The organism is Vagococcus sp. 211 (assembly GCF_056322705.1).
Genome location: NZ_CM150475.1, coordinates 491,503 through 504,676, shown reverse-complemented (window position 1 = coordinate 504,676; position 13,174 = coordinate 491,503). Strand labels below are relative to the sequence as shown.

The window sequence follows — 13,174 nt, the reverse complement described above, 5'->3', positions numbered from 1 at the left end:
TACCCTTATAGCTTTCCTTTATTAGTATTATCTACCTTAACCCTTTATAATAAAGTTAGTTAAAATAATAACAAGGGGCGATAACTATGAAAAAAATTATCATGATGGGTTCAAGAGAAGATGAAGCTTTTTTTGCTGAAGAATGGGCAAAAGAAAATAATGTAGACTTAACCATTACAAATGATGTACTAAATAATGACACATATCACCTATTAAGTGGCTTTGATGGTATTAGTTTACAACAGACGATGGGGATTCCTAAAGAAATGTACGCTCGTCTAAAACAAGACGGCTTCAAACAAATATCACAGCGCTCTGCTGGTGTGGATATGTACGATTTAGATGAAGCAAGCAAACAAGGAATCATCATTACTAACGTTCCTGCTTACTCACCTAATGCAATAAGTGAATTCGCTGTAACTAGTGCTCTTAATTGTTTAAGACACACTGAGTTAATTCAATCAAGAATGAAACAACATGATTTTACTTGGAACAAACCCATTCTTTCAAAAGAAATGCGGTCTCAAAGAGTCGGGATTTTAGGAACGGGTCGTATTGGTCAAATCTCTGCACAAATCTTTAAAGGCTTCGGAGCAGAAGTCGTGGGATATGACTTATACAAAAATGACAATGCTAGAAAATATTTGACTTACGTAGAATCTTTTGATGAGTTCTTAGGTCAATGTGACATTATTTCAATTCATATGCCACTAACAAAAGACAACCATCACCTATTCAATGATGAGACTTTTGCTAAGATGAAACCTGGTGCTATCTTGATTAACAGTGCTCGCGGAGCGATTGTCGATACACAAGCGTTACTTAGAGCTTTAGATAGTCAACAACTATCAGCCTGCGCTCTTGATACCTATGAAAATGAAATGCCTTATGTAACAAAAGATTGGTCAGATAAACCATTAGAAGATGAGGTGTTAGAAACATTAATTAATCATCCAGATGTTATCTACACACCACACATTGCTTTCTATACTGAAACAGCCGTAGAAAATTTAGTATCTGGCTGCCTTTCTTCTTGTTTAGATATCTTAACAACCGGTACAACGGCTAATATCGTTAATCCTTAATGCGATGGCTTTTAGTTCACTGACTAAATTCCTTATGTTAAAATGAACATAAGGAGCTGATAACAATGTCAAAAAGACTATCAATTATGGATTTAACAAATGAACTTTTACGAACGGAACAATATGTTAATAACGGAACGTTGATTGTTGTTTACAATAAAACAAAACGACAAGTCTGTGAAACAATTGACTTCTTTGAAGTGGTTTATAATGGTCCAGATCTATACTTAAACTATTCAATAGAAGGAACTGATCTAACTTACAATGACCATATTAATTTAACAACCGTAAACAACATTAATGGCGTGCCTATTTTTCCAATTAACTAATACTTGAAGACCTCTGATACATAGAGGTCTTTTCTTTTTCATGACCCTATGAAAATTTTTAGGAAGCCTGAAAAATAATTTTCCATCTATTCTAAAAGCTATCATAGATGCTATACTTACGTTCCATTAAAGAATATAGGAGGACATAATCAATGACAGAACGACAGAATGAATTGAAGCAAGCAGAAAAAGGTGCCGTCATTAGTATCATTGCCTATGTTATCCTCGCAGCACTCAAACTAGGCATTGGGGCATATGCTAATTCAAAAGCCCTATCTGCAGATGGCTTAAATAACTTTACTGATACCATCGCCTCTGTTGCCATTCTTATCGGTTTAAAACTATCTCGAAAACCTGCCGATCAAGACCACCGTTACGGTCACTGGAAAGCTGAAAATGTAGCTAGTTTACTCACATCATTAATTATGTTTGCTGTAGGAGCCCAAGTCTTAATCCAAGCCGTCCAAAGTCTTATTAACAAAAACGTCAGCCACCCAGATGCTATTGCCGCTTATGTGGGTCTTTTTTCTGCCCTGGTGATGTTTGGTGTCTACCTTATTAATAAACGCTTAGGTGCTAAATATAATAGTAGCGCGTTACAAGCTGTATCAAAAGATAACTTCAGCGACATGCTAACAAGTATTGGAACGGCTATTGCTGTCTTTACTGCCAGTTTCAATCTGGCTTGGTTAGACACACTAACAGCTGTGGTTATTGGCCTTATTATTTTAAAAACAGCCTTAGATATCTTCAAAGAAAGTACTTTTTCTTTATCTGACGGCTTTGATTTAGAGAAGTTAAAAAGATATAAATCCTCTATTCTCAAAATAGAAGGAATCAAAGAGGTCTCTCTACTAAGAGCAAGAACCCTTGGAGCCAATGTTTTCTTAGATGTGACTGTTAAAATGAACCCTGAATTAACGGTAAAAGAAAGCCACGATATTGTGGATCAATTAGAAGAAACTCTCAAAAAAGAATACAACATCTTTGATATCGATGTCCATGTTGAGCCTTACGGTATTTAAGCGTACAATAGAACTAAACCAATCAGTATTGGTTTAGTTTTTTTAGTTAGAAGGGATACTATGACAAAAAAAATAGCCATTATTGGCGGTGGGATTGTTGGCTCTACCGCTGCTTATTATTTAACAAAAAATAACCATGATGCAGTGACATTATTCGATGAAGGCACTGGTCAAGCAACGTCTGCTTCTGCTGGCATTATTTCGCCTTGGCTGTCGCAGCGTAGAAACAAAGAGTGGTACTTTCTCGCAAGAAACGGCGCTAAATTCTATCATGAGTTAATCCATGATTTAGAACAGGATGGCTACCCTACACACACTGTGTATCGCCAAACAGGGACCATTCTTTACAAGAAAAACGCTAAGTTACTGGATAAGCTGTATGATTTAGCTACAGAACGACTAGAAGAAGCGCCTGAAATTGGGACCATCTCTTATTTGAGTCCTGAAGAAGTGACACAAAAATTACCACTGATCCATCATGATCAACCGGCTCTCTTTATTACTGGAGGAGCCAAAGTAGATGGAGGCAAGTTAATCGCTACCTTACAAAAACCATTGGCCCATTCTCCTCATAACGTGATAAAGAAACAAGTCACACATATTAACTATGAATCAGGGCAATGGTTACTCACAACGGACTCTCAATCAGACACCTTTGATGAGTTGATTTTAGCAACAGGGGCTTGGCTTCCTTCCCTATTAGAGCCTCTCGATTACTCTGTGGATATCCGGCCTCAAAAAGGACAACTCATTGGGCTAAGTACCACAGAAGAGTTAGACGATTTTCCCGTTGTGATGCCCGTTGGAGAGTGTGACATGATTCCATTCAGTCATGGACAACTACTTATTGGAGCCACTCACGAAAACGATCTGGGCTATGACCTAACACCTGACAAAAAACAGCTTGAGACGCTTAAAGAAGAAGCCCAAGCCTTACTTCCTACTATCACCGATCTACCTATTGATCATTACCGAGTGGGAACAAGAGCCTACACCTCAGACTTCTCACCATTTTTTGGTGAAATAACAGGTGTACCACATCTCTTAGTCGCTAGTGGTCTAGGATCTTCAGGCCTCACAACAGGTCCTATTATTGGTAAAACCCTAGCAGACTGGGTAGAAGGCAAGACAACAGACTTTGACGATTACAAAGAACAACCAAACCGCTACATCAAAAAACGACTTTCTAGTGACCAATAAGTCAAAACATGCTATTATTTTAATAAGAAGAGGTGAATAACATGGGACTAACCTATAAGAAAAAAGATGATTTAGAAAAATTATTTGAAGAGTTCGCCATTGACCCAGACAAAAAAGGGGCAAAAGAAGCCACTAACCAACGAGATTCTTTCAGTGTTAACATAGAAGACGCTACGGTAACCATGAAAGATAAACCAACAGAAGACACAAAAAAAGAAAGCTAATCATAGCTTTCTTTTTTTATAAGAATTTTTCAATCGCAGCCCAAGCTTTATCTTTTCCTTCTTTTGTTTCAGAAGAAAAGACAATAAAGTCATCCGTTGATTCAAAGTTCAAACTCTTCTTAATCATTGATTCGTGCTTGTTCCATTTACCACGAGGGATTTTATCACATTTGGTTGCCACAACAATCACAGGGATATTATAGTATTTTAAGAAGTTATACATATTGATATCATCTTCTGTTGGGGCATGTCTCATATCAATCAAAGAAACAACCGCTTGTAATTGTTCACGTTCGGTTAAATAGGTTTCAATCATTTGTCCCCATTTAGCACGTTCTACTTTTGATACTTTCGCATAACCATATCCTGGCACATCCACAAAATGCAAAGCTTCTTCAATTAAATAAAAATTTAACGTCTGTGTTTTCCCAGGTTTACCTGACGTACGAGCCAAACTCTTACGATCAATCAAGGTATTAATAAAAGAAGATTTCCCTACATTTGAACGCCCTGCTAAGGCAATCTCTGGTAATTTTGTTTTTGGATATTGTTCCGGTTGAACCGCACTGATTACGATTTCTGCATGATGGACTTTCATTTTTATCGCCACTTTCTTTTCTAATTCTTATCTATCATAACAAAAAAAATAAGAAATGAACACTTGTTTCATCTCTTATTTTTCAATTGGTAGGCGAACAATGACTGTTGTCCCTTCTCCCAAGTCACTGACAAGCTTCACCGTGCCATTCAAAATCTCAGTATAATGCTGGACAATCGACAATCCTAAGCCAGACCCTCCCGTATAACGCTGTCTAGACGCACTCACTCGGTAGAAGCGTTCAAAAATACGCTCTTGATCCTCTAGAGCAATCCCGACGCCTGTATCTTCAATAGTAAAGACTAACTCATCCTCTTGTTCCTTTAGATACATCAGTATTTTTCCATCCGTATCCGTATAGGCAATCGCATTCTCTAATAAGTTTTTGACAATCAACTGGAAGGCATTCCCAGGAAAATCGATTTTTTTCGTCACAGAACTATCAAACACAACATCAATGTTCTTTTTATTACTGCGGTAACGGTAACGCTCTATCTCTTCCTCTATGACTTGAGTCGGAGAAATATTCAGCGTATCTAACAGGTGGATGTCTTGCTCTGTTTTAAGTAACATCATAATGTTCTCAATCAAGGCAAGGAGACGCTGCCCCTCTTTTTCAATGATGCCTAAAAAGTCATCAAGTACTTCTGGTTCATCCTTAGCCCCTGCTAACAAGGTTTCCGCAAACCCAATAATGGATGTGGTAGGGGTTTTTAATTCATGAGAAATGTTACTAATAAAATCCTCATGAACCAATTCCATTTGCCGAATAGCTGTCACATCATACAAGATGCCCACATACTCTTGTTTATTACCTGACGTTAATAATCTAATTGCGACATTAATATGATGCTCTCCGCCACGTTTAATGACTATGTCCCCTTGTATATCCCGCTGCTCTCTCTGTGCTTTTTCAATAAAGCGTATCATCTTAGCCTGTTGTAACCATTCTTTATAGGTCGGACCTTGTCTGGTTGAACCAAACAGCTTTTCAGCGGCTTTATTGGTCATGACAATCTCTAAGTCATCATTCAAAATAAACATACCAATGTCTAATTGCTCAAATAAAAAATGCATCTTCTCTTCACTTTGCATTCTCTTATTATATAAGGCCTTGTTCTCATCCATTAACTCATACACGGTATGGTACAACTCTTGCCACTCTGTTGGTGCATCTACTACGGCTAATTTTTTTTCAGGGTTTTTAATGGCCTGTTTTAAAATAGGAAGAATGAATTGAATGGGTTTTCTGTTTTGCCTTAAGATATAGACATACATAGATATCACCGCAATACTAAGAAGTAAAAATACACTAAACAAATTGCGTTGAAATTGCCTTAACTGCAAGGTAATTCCTGTGTATTTTTGTGATAACCTGACAATACCCACAAAGTTATCCCCAATGTAGATGGCTTTTGCAACATAGATGTACTTATCCCCAATCGTATCACTGGCTCTCACACTGGAAGAATCAAGTTCTGTGCCATCTAAAATCGCTTTAATTTCTGGGCGTTCTTTCCTACTGCCTATAGCGTTTTTTTCATGAGAAGAATCATAAATAATCTCTCCTCTATTATCTAATAATGTCAGGCGATCTTGCTCTTCTAAGCCCTCTTCTACTTTTAATCCATCCACGTTCAGTCCCTTATCATCAAGTAAATACGGGGTTAACAAGTTAATTTCTGATAAGAGCTGTTGTTGTTGCCGAGCAATGACTTCCTGTTTGAAAAAATTAGTCGTATAAGTAGCACCTAGTAAAAACAGCATAAAAATGAACCCTACCAGAACATGAGGCTTTACATCTCTTGTCCCAACCTTCATGCTTCAGGCTCCTGAAACTTATACCCAAATCCTCTTACTGTTTTTAAGTAGGTGGGCTTCTTTGGATTGTCTTCGATTTTTTCTCTTAAATGACTGACATGTATATCCACAGTTCTGGATAAGTGGTGCATATCGTCTTGCCAGATTGACATCATTAGCTCATCTCGACCGATGATTCGGTTTTTTCGTTCCATAAAATAAATTAACAATTCAAATTCTTTCTTAGTAAAGCTTAACGGCTGATCTCCTTTTAACACTTTGTAATCTTTGGGATAGGCCAGTAAATCACCAATAATCAGCGTGTCTTTCGCATCTTCCAAGTCTTCCTGTTCCGCTTGTTTTTCCATGCGACGCTCCACAGCTTTAATACGAGCCACAAGCTCTCTTGGACTAAAGGGCTTTGTTAAATAATCATCCGCGCCAAGTTCAAGTCCGATAATTTTATCCACGGTATCGTCTTTCGCTGTTACCATAATGATAGGTGTCCCTATTTTGTTTTTTCGCAAGGTCTTAGTCACATCAAAGCCATTAACCTTAGGCAACATCAAATCTAACAGAATGAAATCAAACGCATTAGAAGAAGCAAGCGTAATCGCTGCTTCTCCGTCATGTGCTACTGTTACCTCGTAATGTTCTTTTTCTAAATTATATTTTAATAGCGTCGTTATTGACGGTTCATCATCGACAACCAGTATCTTCTTCATACTAAGAACACGCCCTTTCCATTATTCTTGGCTTTATTATAACATAATAGAAATGACCAGCCCTACAAAGACCCTACTTGATTTCCCCCGTCATGCTTCTTTCTACTTTCATATCTGTTATGCTAATATATCCCAATTCATTGATCACATTTTTTTGAACGTCTTCACTTAAGATATAATCAATAAAGGTTTGTACTTCTTTTGTTACCTCTTTTTGTGTATACATGTGCTCATACGCCCAGATTTTCCATGAATTATCTGTAACATTGGCATCCGTTGGCTCTACTCCATCAATAGACAGACCTTGAAGACTGTCATCAATATAAGAAAAGGCTAAGTAACTGATTGCACCTGGGGTTTCAGCAACAATTTTGCGAACGGTTCCTGATGAGTCTTGTTCCTGTCCTTTTATCGGCTCTTCCCCTTCTAATCCCCATTGCTCGAAAGTCGCTCGTGTCCCACTTCCTGAGGCTCTATTGATTAATTCTATTGGCTGATCCTTACCACCCATCTCTTTCCAGTTAGTGATTTTTCCGGTAAAAATCCCTTTTAAGTCATCACTCGTTAGGTTTGTTACCCCAACCTCCTTGTTAACAACAGGGGCTACTCCTACAACAGCTATCTGGTTATCCACAATGTTACTCGCATCAATGCCATCCTTTTCTTCTGCATACACATCTGAGTTACCAATATCAACAGCTCCTGTGGATACTTGCGTTAGGCCTGTCCCACTTCCGCCTCCTTGAACGTTAATCGAGTAATTTGGATGATCCGTCATATATATTTCGCCGACTTGTTCCACTAGAGGTTGTAGTGCTGTTGAACCGACAGCTGTAATCGTTACTTGCTTATTCGTTGATCCACTTGTTTCAGGTGTTGTTTCTTTCGTATTTCCACATGCCGCCATCGTTACAATAGCACCCATAATTGTTAGTGTTTGTAGCCATTTTTTCATGATTGAAAACTCCTTTAATCGTATTAGTTAACAAAGAAAGTGTAACAAGTCATTGTAAAATTAAGCCTCATGATTCTGTAAAAGATGCGTAAAAAAAAGAAGCAACCCTAATTAGGATTACTTCTCTGTTTTCGTTTCTTTTGTTGCTTTTGTTTCTTTTGCTTCTTTTGTTTCTTTTTTCGTCAGAGTCAGTTCTGGTTGACCGTCCCCTGTCACAGCTTCTTTTGTGATAAGTACTTTCTTAACATCTTCACGTGTTGGAATATCATACATAATATCCATCATCACATGTTCAATGATCGAACGTAACCCACGAGCCCCTGTATCGCGCTCAATCGCTTGATTAGCAATCGCATTTAATGCGCCTGGTGTAAAGTCTAGAACCACATCATCCATATCAATTAATTTCTTGTATTGTTTCACTAAAGCATTTTTAGGTTCTGTTAAAATACGAACCAAATCAGCTTCTGTTAACTTCTCTAGTGAGGCAATAACTGGTAATCGACCAATAAACTCTGGAATTAATCCAAATTTAAGTAAATCTTCTGGAATAATTTGAGACATCACACTCGCCTCATCATCTCTGTTTACATTCGTCGAACTAAATCCAATAATTTTTTCACCTAAACGTTCTTTAACAATCGTTTCAATGCCATCAAACGCACCACCAACGATGAATAGAATATTTGTTGTATCAATTTGGATTAATTCTTGTTGTGGGTGTTTACGTCCACCTTGTGGCGGAACACTTGCCACAGTACCTTCTAATATTTTAAGTAAGGCCTGTTGCACCCCTTCACCAGAAACATCACGAGTGATTGATACGTTCTCACTCTTACGAGCAATCTTATCAATCTCATCGATATAAATAATCCCATGTTCTGCTTTTTCCACATTGAAATCAGCAGATTGCAATAATTTAAGTAAAATGTTTTCCACATCTTCCCCAACATAACCAGCTTCTGTTAAACTTGTCGCATCTGCAATCGCAAACGGCACGTTTAAGGTTCTAGCTAAGGTTTGAGCTAAGAATGTTTTACCTGAACCTGTTGGCCCGATTAAACAAATATTACTTTTTTGTAGTTCAATGTTATCATCTGGTATGATTTCACCCTCTGCATTCACTTCATCCAGAGTTAAACGTTGTACACGTTTATAATGGTTATAAACAGCCACAGCAAGTACCTTTTTAGCACGCTCTTGGCCAATCACATACTCGTTTAAGACTTCTAATATTTCTTGTGGTTTCAATACATTGATTAAGTCAGATGCCATATCATCTTGAATTTCTTCGTCAATGATTTCTTTACACAAATCAATACATTCATTACAGATATAAACACCAGGTCCCGCTACTAATTTTTTTACCTCATCTTGTGATTTCCCACAAAACGAACAGCGGACTTCATTTTCTTCACCTGTATTATCGTACATGTACTTCCCTCCCGTTGAAACAGACCCTTATAGGTCTCCAATTAACATATAAGATTAATTCATCCTTTACATCTTATCATATCTAAATTCACAATGCATTAAAAATGCGATGGAACAAAAAAAGCGAAGAGTGACCTCTTCGCTTCACGATTCAGCTCTAATTAAGCTTCTTCTTTTACAGATGAAGTGATTGCTTCTACTGCATGTTTCATTTTAATATCATGAGCTAACATATCAGGAGTTAAAGCGCCACGTACAGCAGCTTCTTCCATTCCGTATTGTTCAGCTAATTCTTTGATTTCTGCTTCAAGGTCAGCTTCTGTTACTTCTAAGCCTTCAGCTTCAACAATCGCTTCGATAACTAAGTTAGTTTTCACGCGGATTTCAGCTTCACCTTCAAATTGTTTATGTAAATCTTCTTCTGTTGTTCCAGTCATTTGGTAGTATAACTCTGGTGAAATACCTTGACGTTGCATGTTTCCTAAGAATTCGTTCATGCCACGGTGTACTTCGTCATGTACCATAACGCCTGGTAAGTCAACGATTTCAGCATTTTCTACTGCTAATGCAATCGCTGCTTCTTCAACAGCTTCAGTAGCTGCTGCTTCTTTAGTTGCTACTAAGTCAGCTTTGATTTTTTCTTTTAATTCAGCTAATGTTGATACTTCATCATCAATATCTTTAGCTAATTCATCATCTAAAGCTGGTAATTCTTTTACTTTAACTTCGTGAACAGTTACTTTGAATACAGCTTCTTGTCCAGCTAAGTCTTCTGCTTGGTATTCTTCTGGGAATGTCACAGTTACGTCAACGTTTTCTCCAGCTTTTTTACCAACTAATTGCTCTTCGAAACCTGGGATGAATGAGTTTGAACCTAATTCTAATGAATAGTTCTCGCCTTTTCCACCTTCAAAAGCAACGTCGCCTTTAAATCCTTCAAAGTCGATAACTACTGTATCGCCATTTTCAGATGCTTCGTTTTCTTTTACTACTAATTCAGCTAAACCTTCTTGTTTAGCAGTTAAAGTAGCTTCTACTTCTTCGTCCGTTACGTTACGGTCTTGTGCAGGAACTGTTAAGTTTTTGTATTCGCCTAATTTAACTTCAGGTTTTACAGTAACTTCAGCAGTGATCACCCAAGGTTGACCTTTTTCCATGCTTGTTACATCAATGTTTGGTTGAGCAACTGGATCAATTCCAGCTTCTTCTACTGCTGCAGAATATAACTCAGGTAATACATGGTTTAAAGCATCTTCGTATAATGCTTCTTCTCCATACATTTTGTTAAAGATTTGACGTGGTACTTTCCCTTTACGGAAGCCTGGAACGCTTAAATCTTTTTGTACACGGCTATAAGCCGCTTTAAGACCTTGCTCGATTTTATCTTCAGAAACTTCAAAAGTTAATACACCATCGTTAGTGCCTTTTTTTTCCCATTTAGTAGACATATAATATGTACCTCCAAATTAATCTAGTTAGTGCAACTTCTTGCATTGCATACCATGTAATCTTACACTAAAGCCTCTTACTTGTAAACATTTTAGTTAGCTCTTTTAAGGATTTGTCATAAGTCCCATGACTTCTTCATCCACCAAACCTTGAATCCTCATGACTCCATCCATGTTCTCCTCAAAGTTCCCACCCTCAGAGCCAATTCCATAAGGCACTAAATAAGAAGAGACCCACTGATCCGTTGGTTGCATCAGCTCCTTGTCAAAAGGATACAAACACCCTACATGTAAACGTATCACTCCTTTTATCCCTTCGTAGAGATTAGGTTCTTCTTGCTCCACTCTTGTCAGTACTTGTTGATACACAGGGTTAGAACGAGTTGCCTTGTTTAACGAAAGTAACGCTTTGGGTTTAACGCGTCGAATATTATCAGTGATATCACACACGTCATAAACTCGCTCACTCCCCATTGAGGATAAATAATCAATGAGTTGGGCTTTAACCATACCTAAGACTTGTGTGCTCAATAATAACTCCACACATAAGGCTTCTAAATACACTTTGGGAAGTTTCTCTGCTGCTTTCACTCGCTGCACCTGTTCTCTAGGAGAAGCGGTTACTATCCCTGATACTTGCTGTATCCTTTCCTCTATGCGAGGTTTTTCCATAACCTCTAGATAATCAAGAACATGTTGGTACCGCTCCCTATACAAAGGTTCCTCTTCCTTACTAAGAGAGGCTAAAAGGGCTTCTAATTTAACATGGTAGTGCTGTTTCAATAAGACATTAAAGTAATGATCCAACGCTTCAGGATACCCAGTATATTCTGATTCTCGTTCTCTTAGCACCTCATAACTTTTATGAAAGTCTTTGAGAGCATAAAGAGACTCAGACCATAAAAAATTAGCTTCAAAGGTATCTTTTAAATCATAGGCCGCCTCAAAATGCTCCGATGCTATCTCATATTCCCCTTTAGAAGAGGCTTCTTTTCCAATTCTTACATGGTTATCATAGAGATTAGGCATTGGTATTAGATCGTCGTTCATAGCTGTCCCCCATTTCTTGGTAACAAAAAAAGCGAGAATAAATTCTCACTTTTTAGAGCATTAATCTTGTAGTAATTCAAAAATCTCTAACGCTACTAAGTCAATGTCGTCAAATTGGTAAACTTGACTTGAACCTGTTTCTGTTAGTTCAAACATCTCATTATTACTATCATAAGTAACGATGCATCGCTCTTGTCCTTCGCGTTCAAAGCGTCGTACTTGAACTTCTGTATCATTGGCTTCTATCATTGCACTCAATCTTTTTAGAATTGCTGCTAATCTTGAACCTTGCATAGAGCTAGCCTCCTTCAAATTTCTTCTGTCTTATTGTAACAGAAAGAATGTCAACATGCATTGAAATTCTCTAAATTTTATAAAATTATTTTCTTTTATTACTTATCCCACCATAATTTAATCAGAGCTTGGGTCCCGTCGTTTTCAAAACCTTTGTCAATCAGCTCTTCATAGAGTTCTTTGGCTTTTTCTGTTGCAGGAAGTGTTATGCCCATTTTCTCAGATTCTTCTAATGCAATTCTCAAATCTTTAACAAAGTGCTTCACAAAAAATCCAGGACTGTAATTCTCAGCTAATATTCGCGGAGAGTAGTTGGTTAATGACCAGTTTTGGGCACTACCGCCTCCCACTGTCTCGATAACTGTCTCAAGATCTAAGCCAGCAGCTTTGGCGTAGACTAATAACTCCGTCATCCCCGTCATCGTTCCAGCAATCATGATTTGGTTCGCCATCTTAGTATGTTGTCCTTTACCAGGGCCTCCTTGTAAATTAACAGTCCCACTAAACACATCTAAAATAGGACGCACAGAAGCAAAGACTGCCTCATCTCCACCAACCATGGTGGTAAGCGTTCCGTTTTTGGCACCTAAATCGCCACCTGACACTGGTGCATCTAAACTCGCCGCACCTAGGTCCTTGGCTGTATTATAAATCGTTTCAGCCAACGTCGGCGTACTTGTCGTCATATCAATTACAATCTTACCAGAGACTCCTGCTTTAAAAATACCTGCGTCCCCGTAATATGTTTCTTTCACATCTTGCGGGTAACCAACCATAGTAAAAATAATATCACTGCACTCAGCTACCTCTTTGGGTGTCTCTTGCCACGTGGCACCTAATGCGATTAATTCATCTGTTTTACTTTTTGTTCGATTATAAACAGCCACCGGGTAACCTGCTTCTAGTAAATGCTTCACCACAGAAGCACCCATAACGCCTGTTCCAATAAATCCTAATGATTTCATCTAATCCCACCTTCTTGATTGATACCTACATTATAAGCAAGT

Annotated in this window: 14 protein-coding genes; 5 read left to right on the top strand and 9 right to left on the bottom strand. The window is 38.0% G+C overall.

Features of this window, described 5'->3' with window-relative positions; translation table 11 throughout:
* The first annotated feature begins 86 nt into the window (after positions 1–86).
* From ACVWM0_RS02525 to ACVWM0_RS02505, 5 genes are all read left to right on the top strand, one after another.
* Positions 87–1,085: a D-2-hydroxyacid dehydrogenase gene (locus ACVWM0_RS02525; protein WP_476473080.1), complete on the top strand. Its 999-nt coding sequence runs from the start codon at positions 87–89 to the stop codon at positions 1,083–1,085.
* 65 nt (positions 1,086–1,150) lie between these two features.
* The gene (locus ACVWM0_RS02520) at positions 1,151–1,414 is read left to right on the top strand and encodes a hypothetical protein (RefSeq protein ID WP_476473079.1); all 264 of its coding nucleotides are present in this window, start codon (positions 1,151–1,153) and stop codon (positions 1,412–1,414) included.
* A gap of 152 nt (positions 1,415–1,566) precedes the next feature.
* Positions 1,567–2,439: a cation diffusion facilitator family transporter gene (locus ACVWM0_RS02515; RefSeq protein ID WP_476473078.1), complete on the top strand. Its 873-nt coding sequence runs from the start codon at positions 1,567–1,569 to the stop codon at positions 2,437–2,439.
* Positions 2,440–2,499: 60 nt separating this feature from the next.
* Positions 2,500–3,639 (top strand): NAD(P)/FAD-dependent oxidoreductase, encoded by a 1,140-nt coding sequence (locus ACVWM0_RS02510; RefSeq protein ID WP_476473077.1) that lies wholly within the window; start codon positions 2,500–2,502, stop codon positions 3,637–3,639.
* A 41-nt stretch (positions 3,640–3,680) separates the two neighbouring features.
* Complete coding sequence (locus tag ACVWM0_RS02505) at positions 3,681–3,863, top strand: SPJ_0845 family protein (protein ID WP_476473076.1); 183 nt, start codon at positions 3,681–3,683, stop codon at positions 3,861–3,863.
* A gap of 16 nt (positions 3,864–3,879) precedes the next feature.
* Here the strand turns inward: ACVWM0_RS02505 and yihA are convergent, their stop codons facing one another.
* From yihA to ACVWM0_RS02460, 9 genes are all read right to left on the bottom strand, one after another.
* Positions 3,880–4,461 (bottom strand): ribosome biogenesis GTP-binding protein YihA/YsxC, encoded by a 582-nt coding sequence (gene yihA / locus ACVWM0_RS02500; protein ID WP_476473075.1) that lies wholly within the window; start codon positions 4,459–4,461, stop codon positions 3,880–3,882.
* 75 nt (positions 4,462–4,536) lie between these two features.
* On the bottom strand, positions 4,537–6,282 hold the full coding sequence (locus ACVWM0_RS02495; RefSeq protein ID WP_476473074.1) for a sensor histidine kinase: 1,746 nt from the start codon (positions 6,280–6,282) through the stop codon (positions 4,537–4,539).
* A complete protein-coding gene (locus ACVWM0_RS02490) occupies positions 6,279–6,986 on the bottom strand; it encodes a response regulator transcription factor (RefSeq protein WP_476473073.1) in 708 nt (235 codons plus the stop codon). The genes ACVWM0_RS02495 and ACVWM0_RS02490 overlap by 4 nt, the downstream gene beginning before the upstream one ends.
* Positions 6,987–7,059: 73 nt before the next feature.
* Positions 7,060–7,941, bottom strand: a complete 882-nt coding sequence (locus tag ACVWM0_RS02485; protein ID WP_476473072.1) for a phosphate ABC transporter substrate-binding protein PstS family protein — start codon at positions 7,939–7,941, stop codon at positions 7,060–7,062.
* Positions 7,942–8,058: 117 nt separating this feature from the next.
* A complete protein-coding gene (gene clpX, locus ACVWM0_RS02480; RefSeq protein WP_476473071.1) occupies positions 8,059–9,375 on the bottom strand; it encodes an ATP-dependent Clp protease ATP-binding subunit ClpX in 1,317 nt (438 codons plus the stop codon).
* A 161-nt stretch (positions 9,376–9,536) separates the two neighbouring features.
* Complete coding sequence (gene tig, locus ACVWM0_RS02475) at positions 9,537–10,823, bottom strand: trigger factor (protein ID WP_476473070.1); 1,287 nt, start codon at positions 10,821–10,823, stop codon at positions 9,537–9,539.
* A gap of 105 nt (positions 10,824–10,928) precedes the next feature.
* A complete protein-coding gene (locus ACVWM0_RS02470; RefSeq protein ID WP_476473069.1) occupies positions 10,929–11,873 on the bottom strand; it encodes a hypothetical protein in 945 nt (314 codons plus the stop codon).
* Between the two features lie 60 nt (positions 11,874–11,933).
* Positions 11,934–12,167: a YkuJ family protein gene (locus ACVWM0_RS02465; RefSeq protein ID WP_476473068.1), complete on the bottom strand. Its 234-nt coding sequence runs from the start codon at positions 12,165–12,167 to the stop codon at positions 11,934–11,936.
* Positions 12,168–12,265: 98 nt separating this feature from the next.
* Positions 12,266–13,132, bottom strand: a complete 867-nt coding sequence (locus tag ACVWM0_RS02460) for an NAD(P)-dependent oxidoreductase (RefSeq protein ID WP_476473067.1) — start codon at positions 13,130–13,132, stop codon at positions 12,266–12,268.
* Positions 13,133–13,174: the final 42 nt, after the last annotated feature.

What these genes read in the sequence shown, in the direction of transcription:
- ACVWM0_RS02520 (WP_476473079.1), top strand. Translation starts at nt 1,151, where the DNA reads ATGTCAAAAAGACTATCAATTATGGATTTAACAAATGAACTTTTACGA.
- ACVWM0_RS02470 (WP_476473069.1), bottom strand. Translation starts at nt 11,873, where the DNA reads ATGAACGACGATCTAATACCAATGCCTAATCTCTATGATAACCATGTA.
- ACVWM0_RS02465 (WP_476473068.1), bottom strand. Translation starts at nt 12,167, where the DNA reads ATGCAAGGTTCAAGATTAGCAGCAATTCTAAAAAGATTGAGTGCAATG.
- ACVWM0_RS02510 (WP_476473077.1), top strand. Translation starts at nt 2,500, where the DNA reads ATGACAAAAAAAATAGCCATTATTGGCGGTGGGATTGTTGGCTCTACC.
- ACVWM0_RS02495 (WP_476473074.1), bottom strand. Translation starts at nt 6,282, where the DNA reads ATGAAGGTTGGGACAAGAGATGTAAAGCCTCATGTTCTGGTAGGGTTC.
- ACVWM0_RS02505 (WP_476473076.1), top strand. Translation starts at nt 3,681, where the DNA reads ATGGGACTAACCTATAAGAAAAAAGATGATTTAGAAAAATTATTTGAA.
- ACVWM0_RS02460 (WP_476473067.1), bottom strand. Translation starts at nt 13,132, where the DNA reads ATGAAATCATTAGGATTTATTGGAACAGGCGTTATGGGTGCTTCTGTG.
- ACVWM0_RS02515 (WP_476473078.1), top strand. Translation starts at nt 1,567, where the DNA reads ATGACAGAACGACAGAATGAATTGAAGCAAGCAGAAAAAGGTGCCGTC.
- clpX (WP_476473071.1), bottom strand. Translation starts at nt 9,375, where the DNA reads ATGTACGATAATACAGGTGAAGAAAATGAAGTCCGCTGTTCGTTTTGT.
- ACVWM0_RS02490 (WP_476473073.1), bottom strand. Translation starts at nt 6,986, where the DNA reads ATGAAGAAGATACTGGTTGTCGATGATGAACCGTCAATAACGACGCTA.
- ACVWM0_RS02485 (WP_476473072.1), bottom strand. Translation starts at nt 7,941, where the DNA reads ATGAAAAAATGGCTACAAACACTAACAATTATGGGTGCTATTGTAACG.
- tig (WP_476473070.1), bottom strand. Translation starts at nt 10,823, where the DNA reads ATGTCTACTAAATGGGAAAAAAAAGGCACTAACGATGGTGTATTAACT.
- ACVWM0_RS02525 (WP_476473080.1), top strand. Translation starts at nt 87, where the DNA reads ATGAAAAAAATTATCATGATGGGTTCAAGAGAAGATGAAGCTTTTTTT.
- yihA (WP_476473075.1), bottom strand. Translation starts at nt 4,461, where the DNA reads ATGAAAGTCCATCATGCAGAAATCGTAATCAGTGCGGTTCAACCGGAA.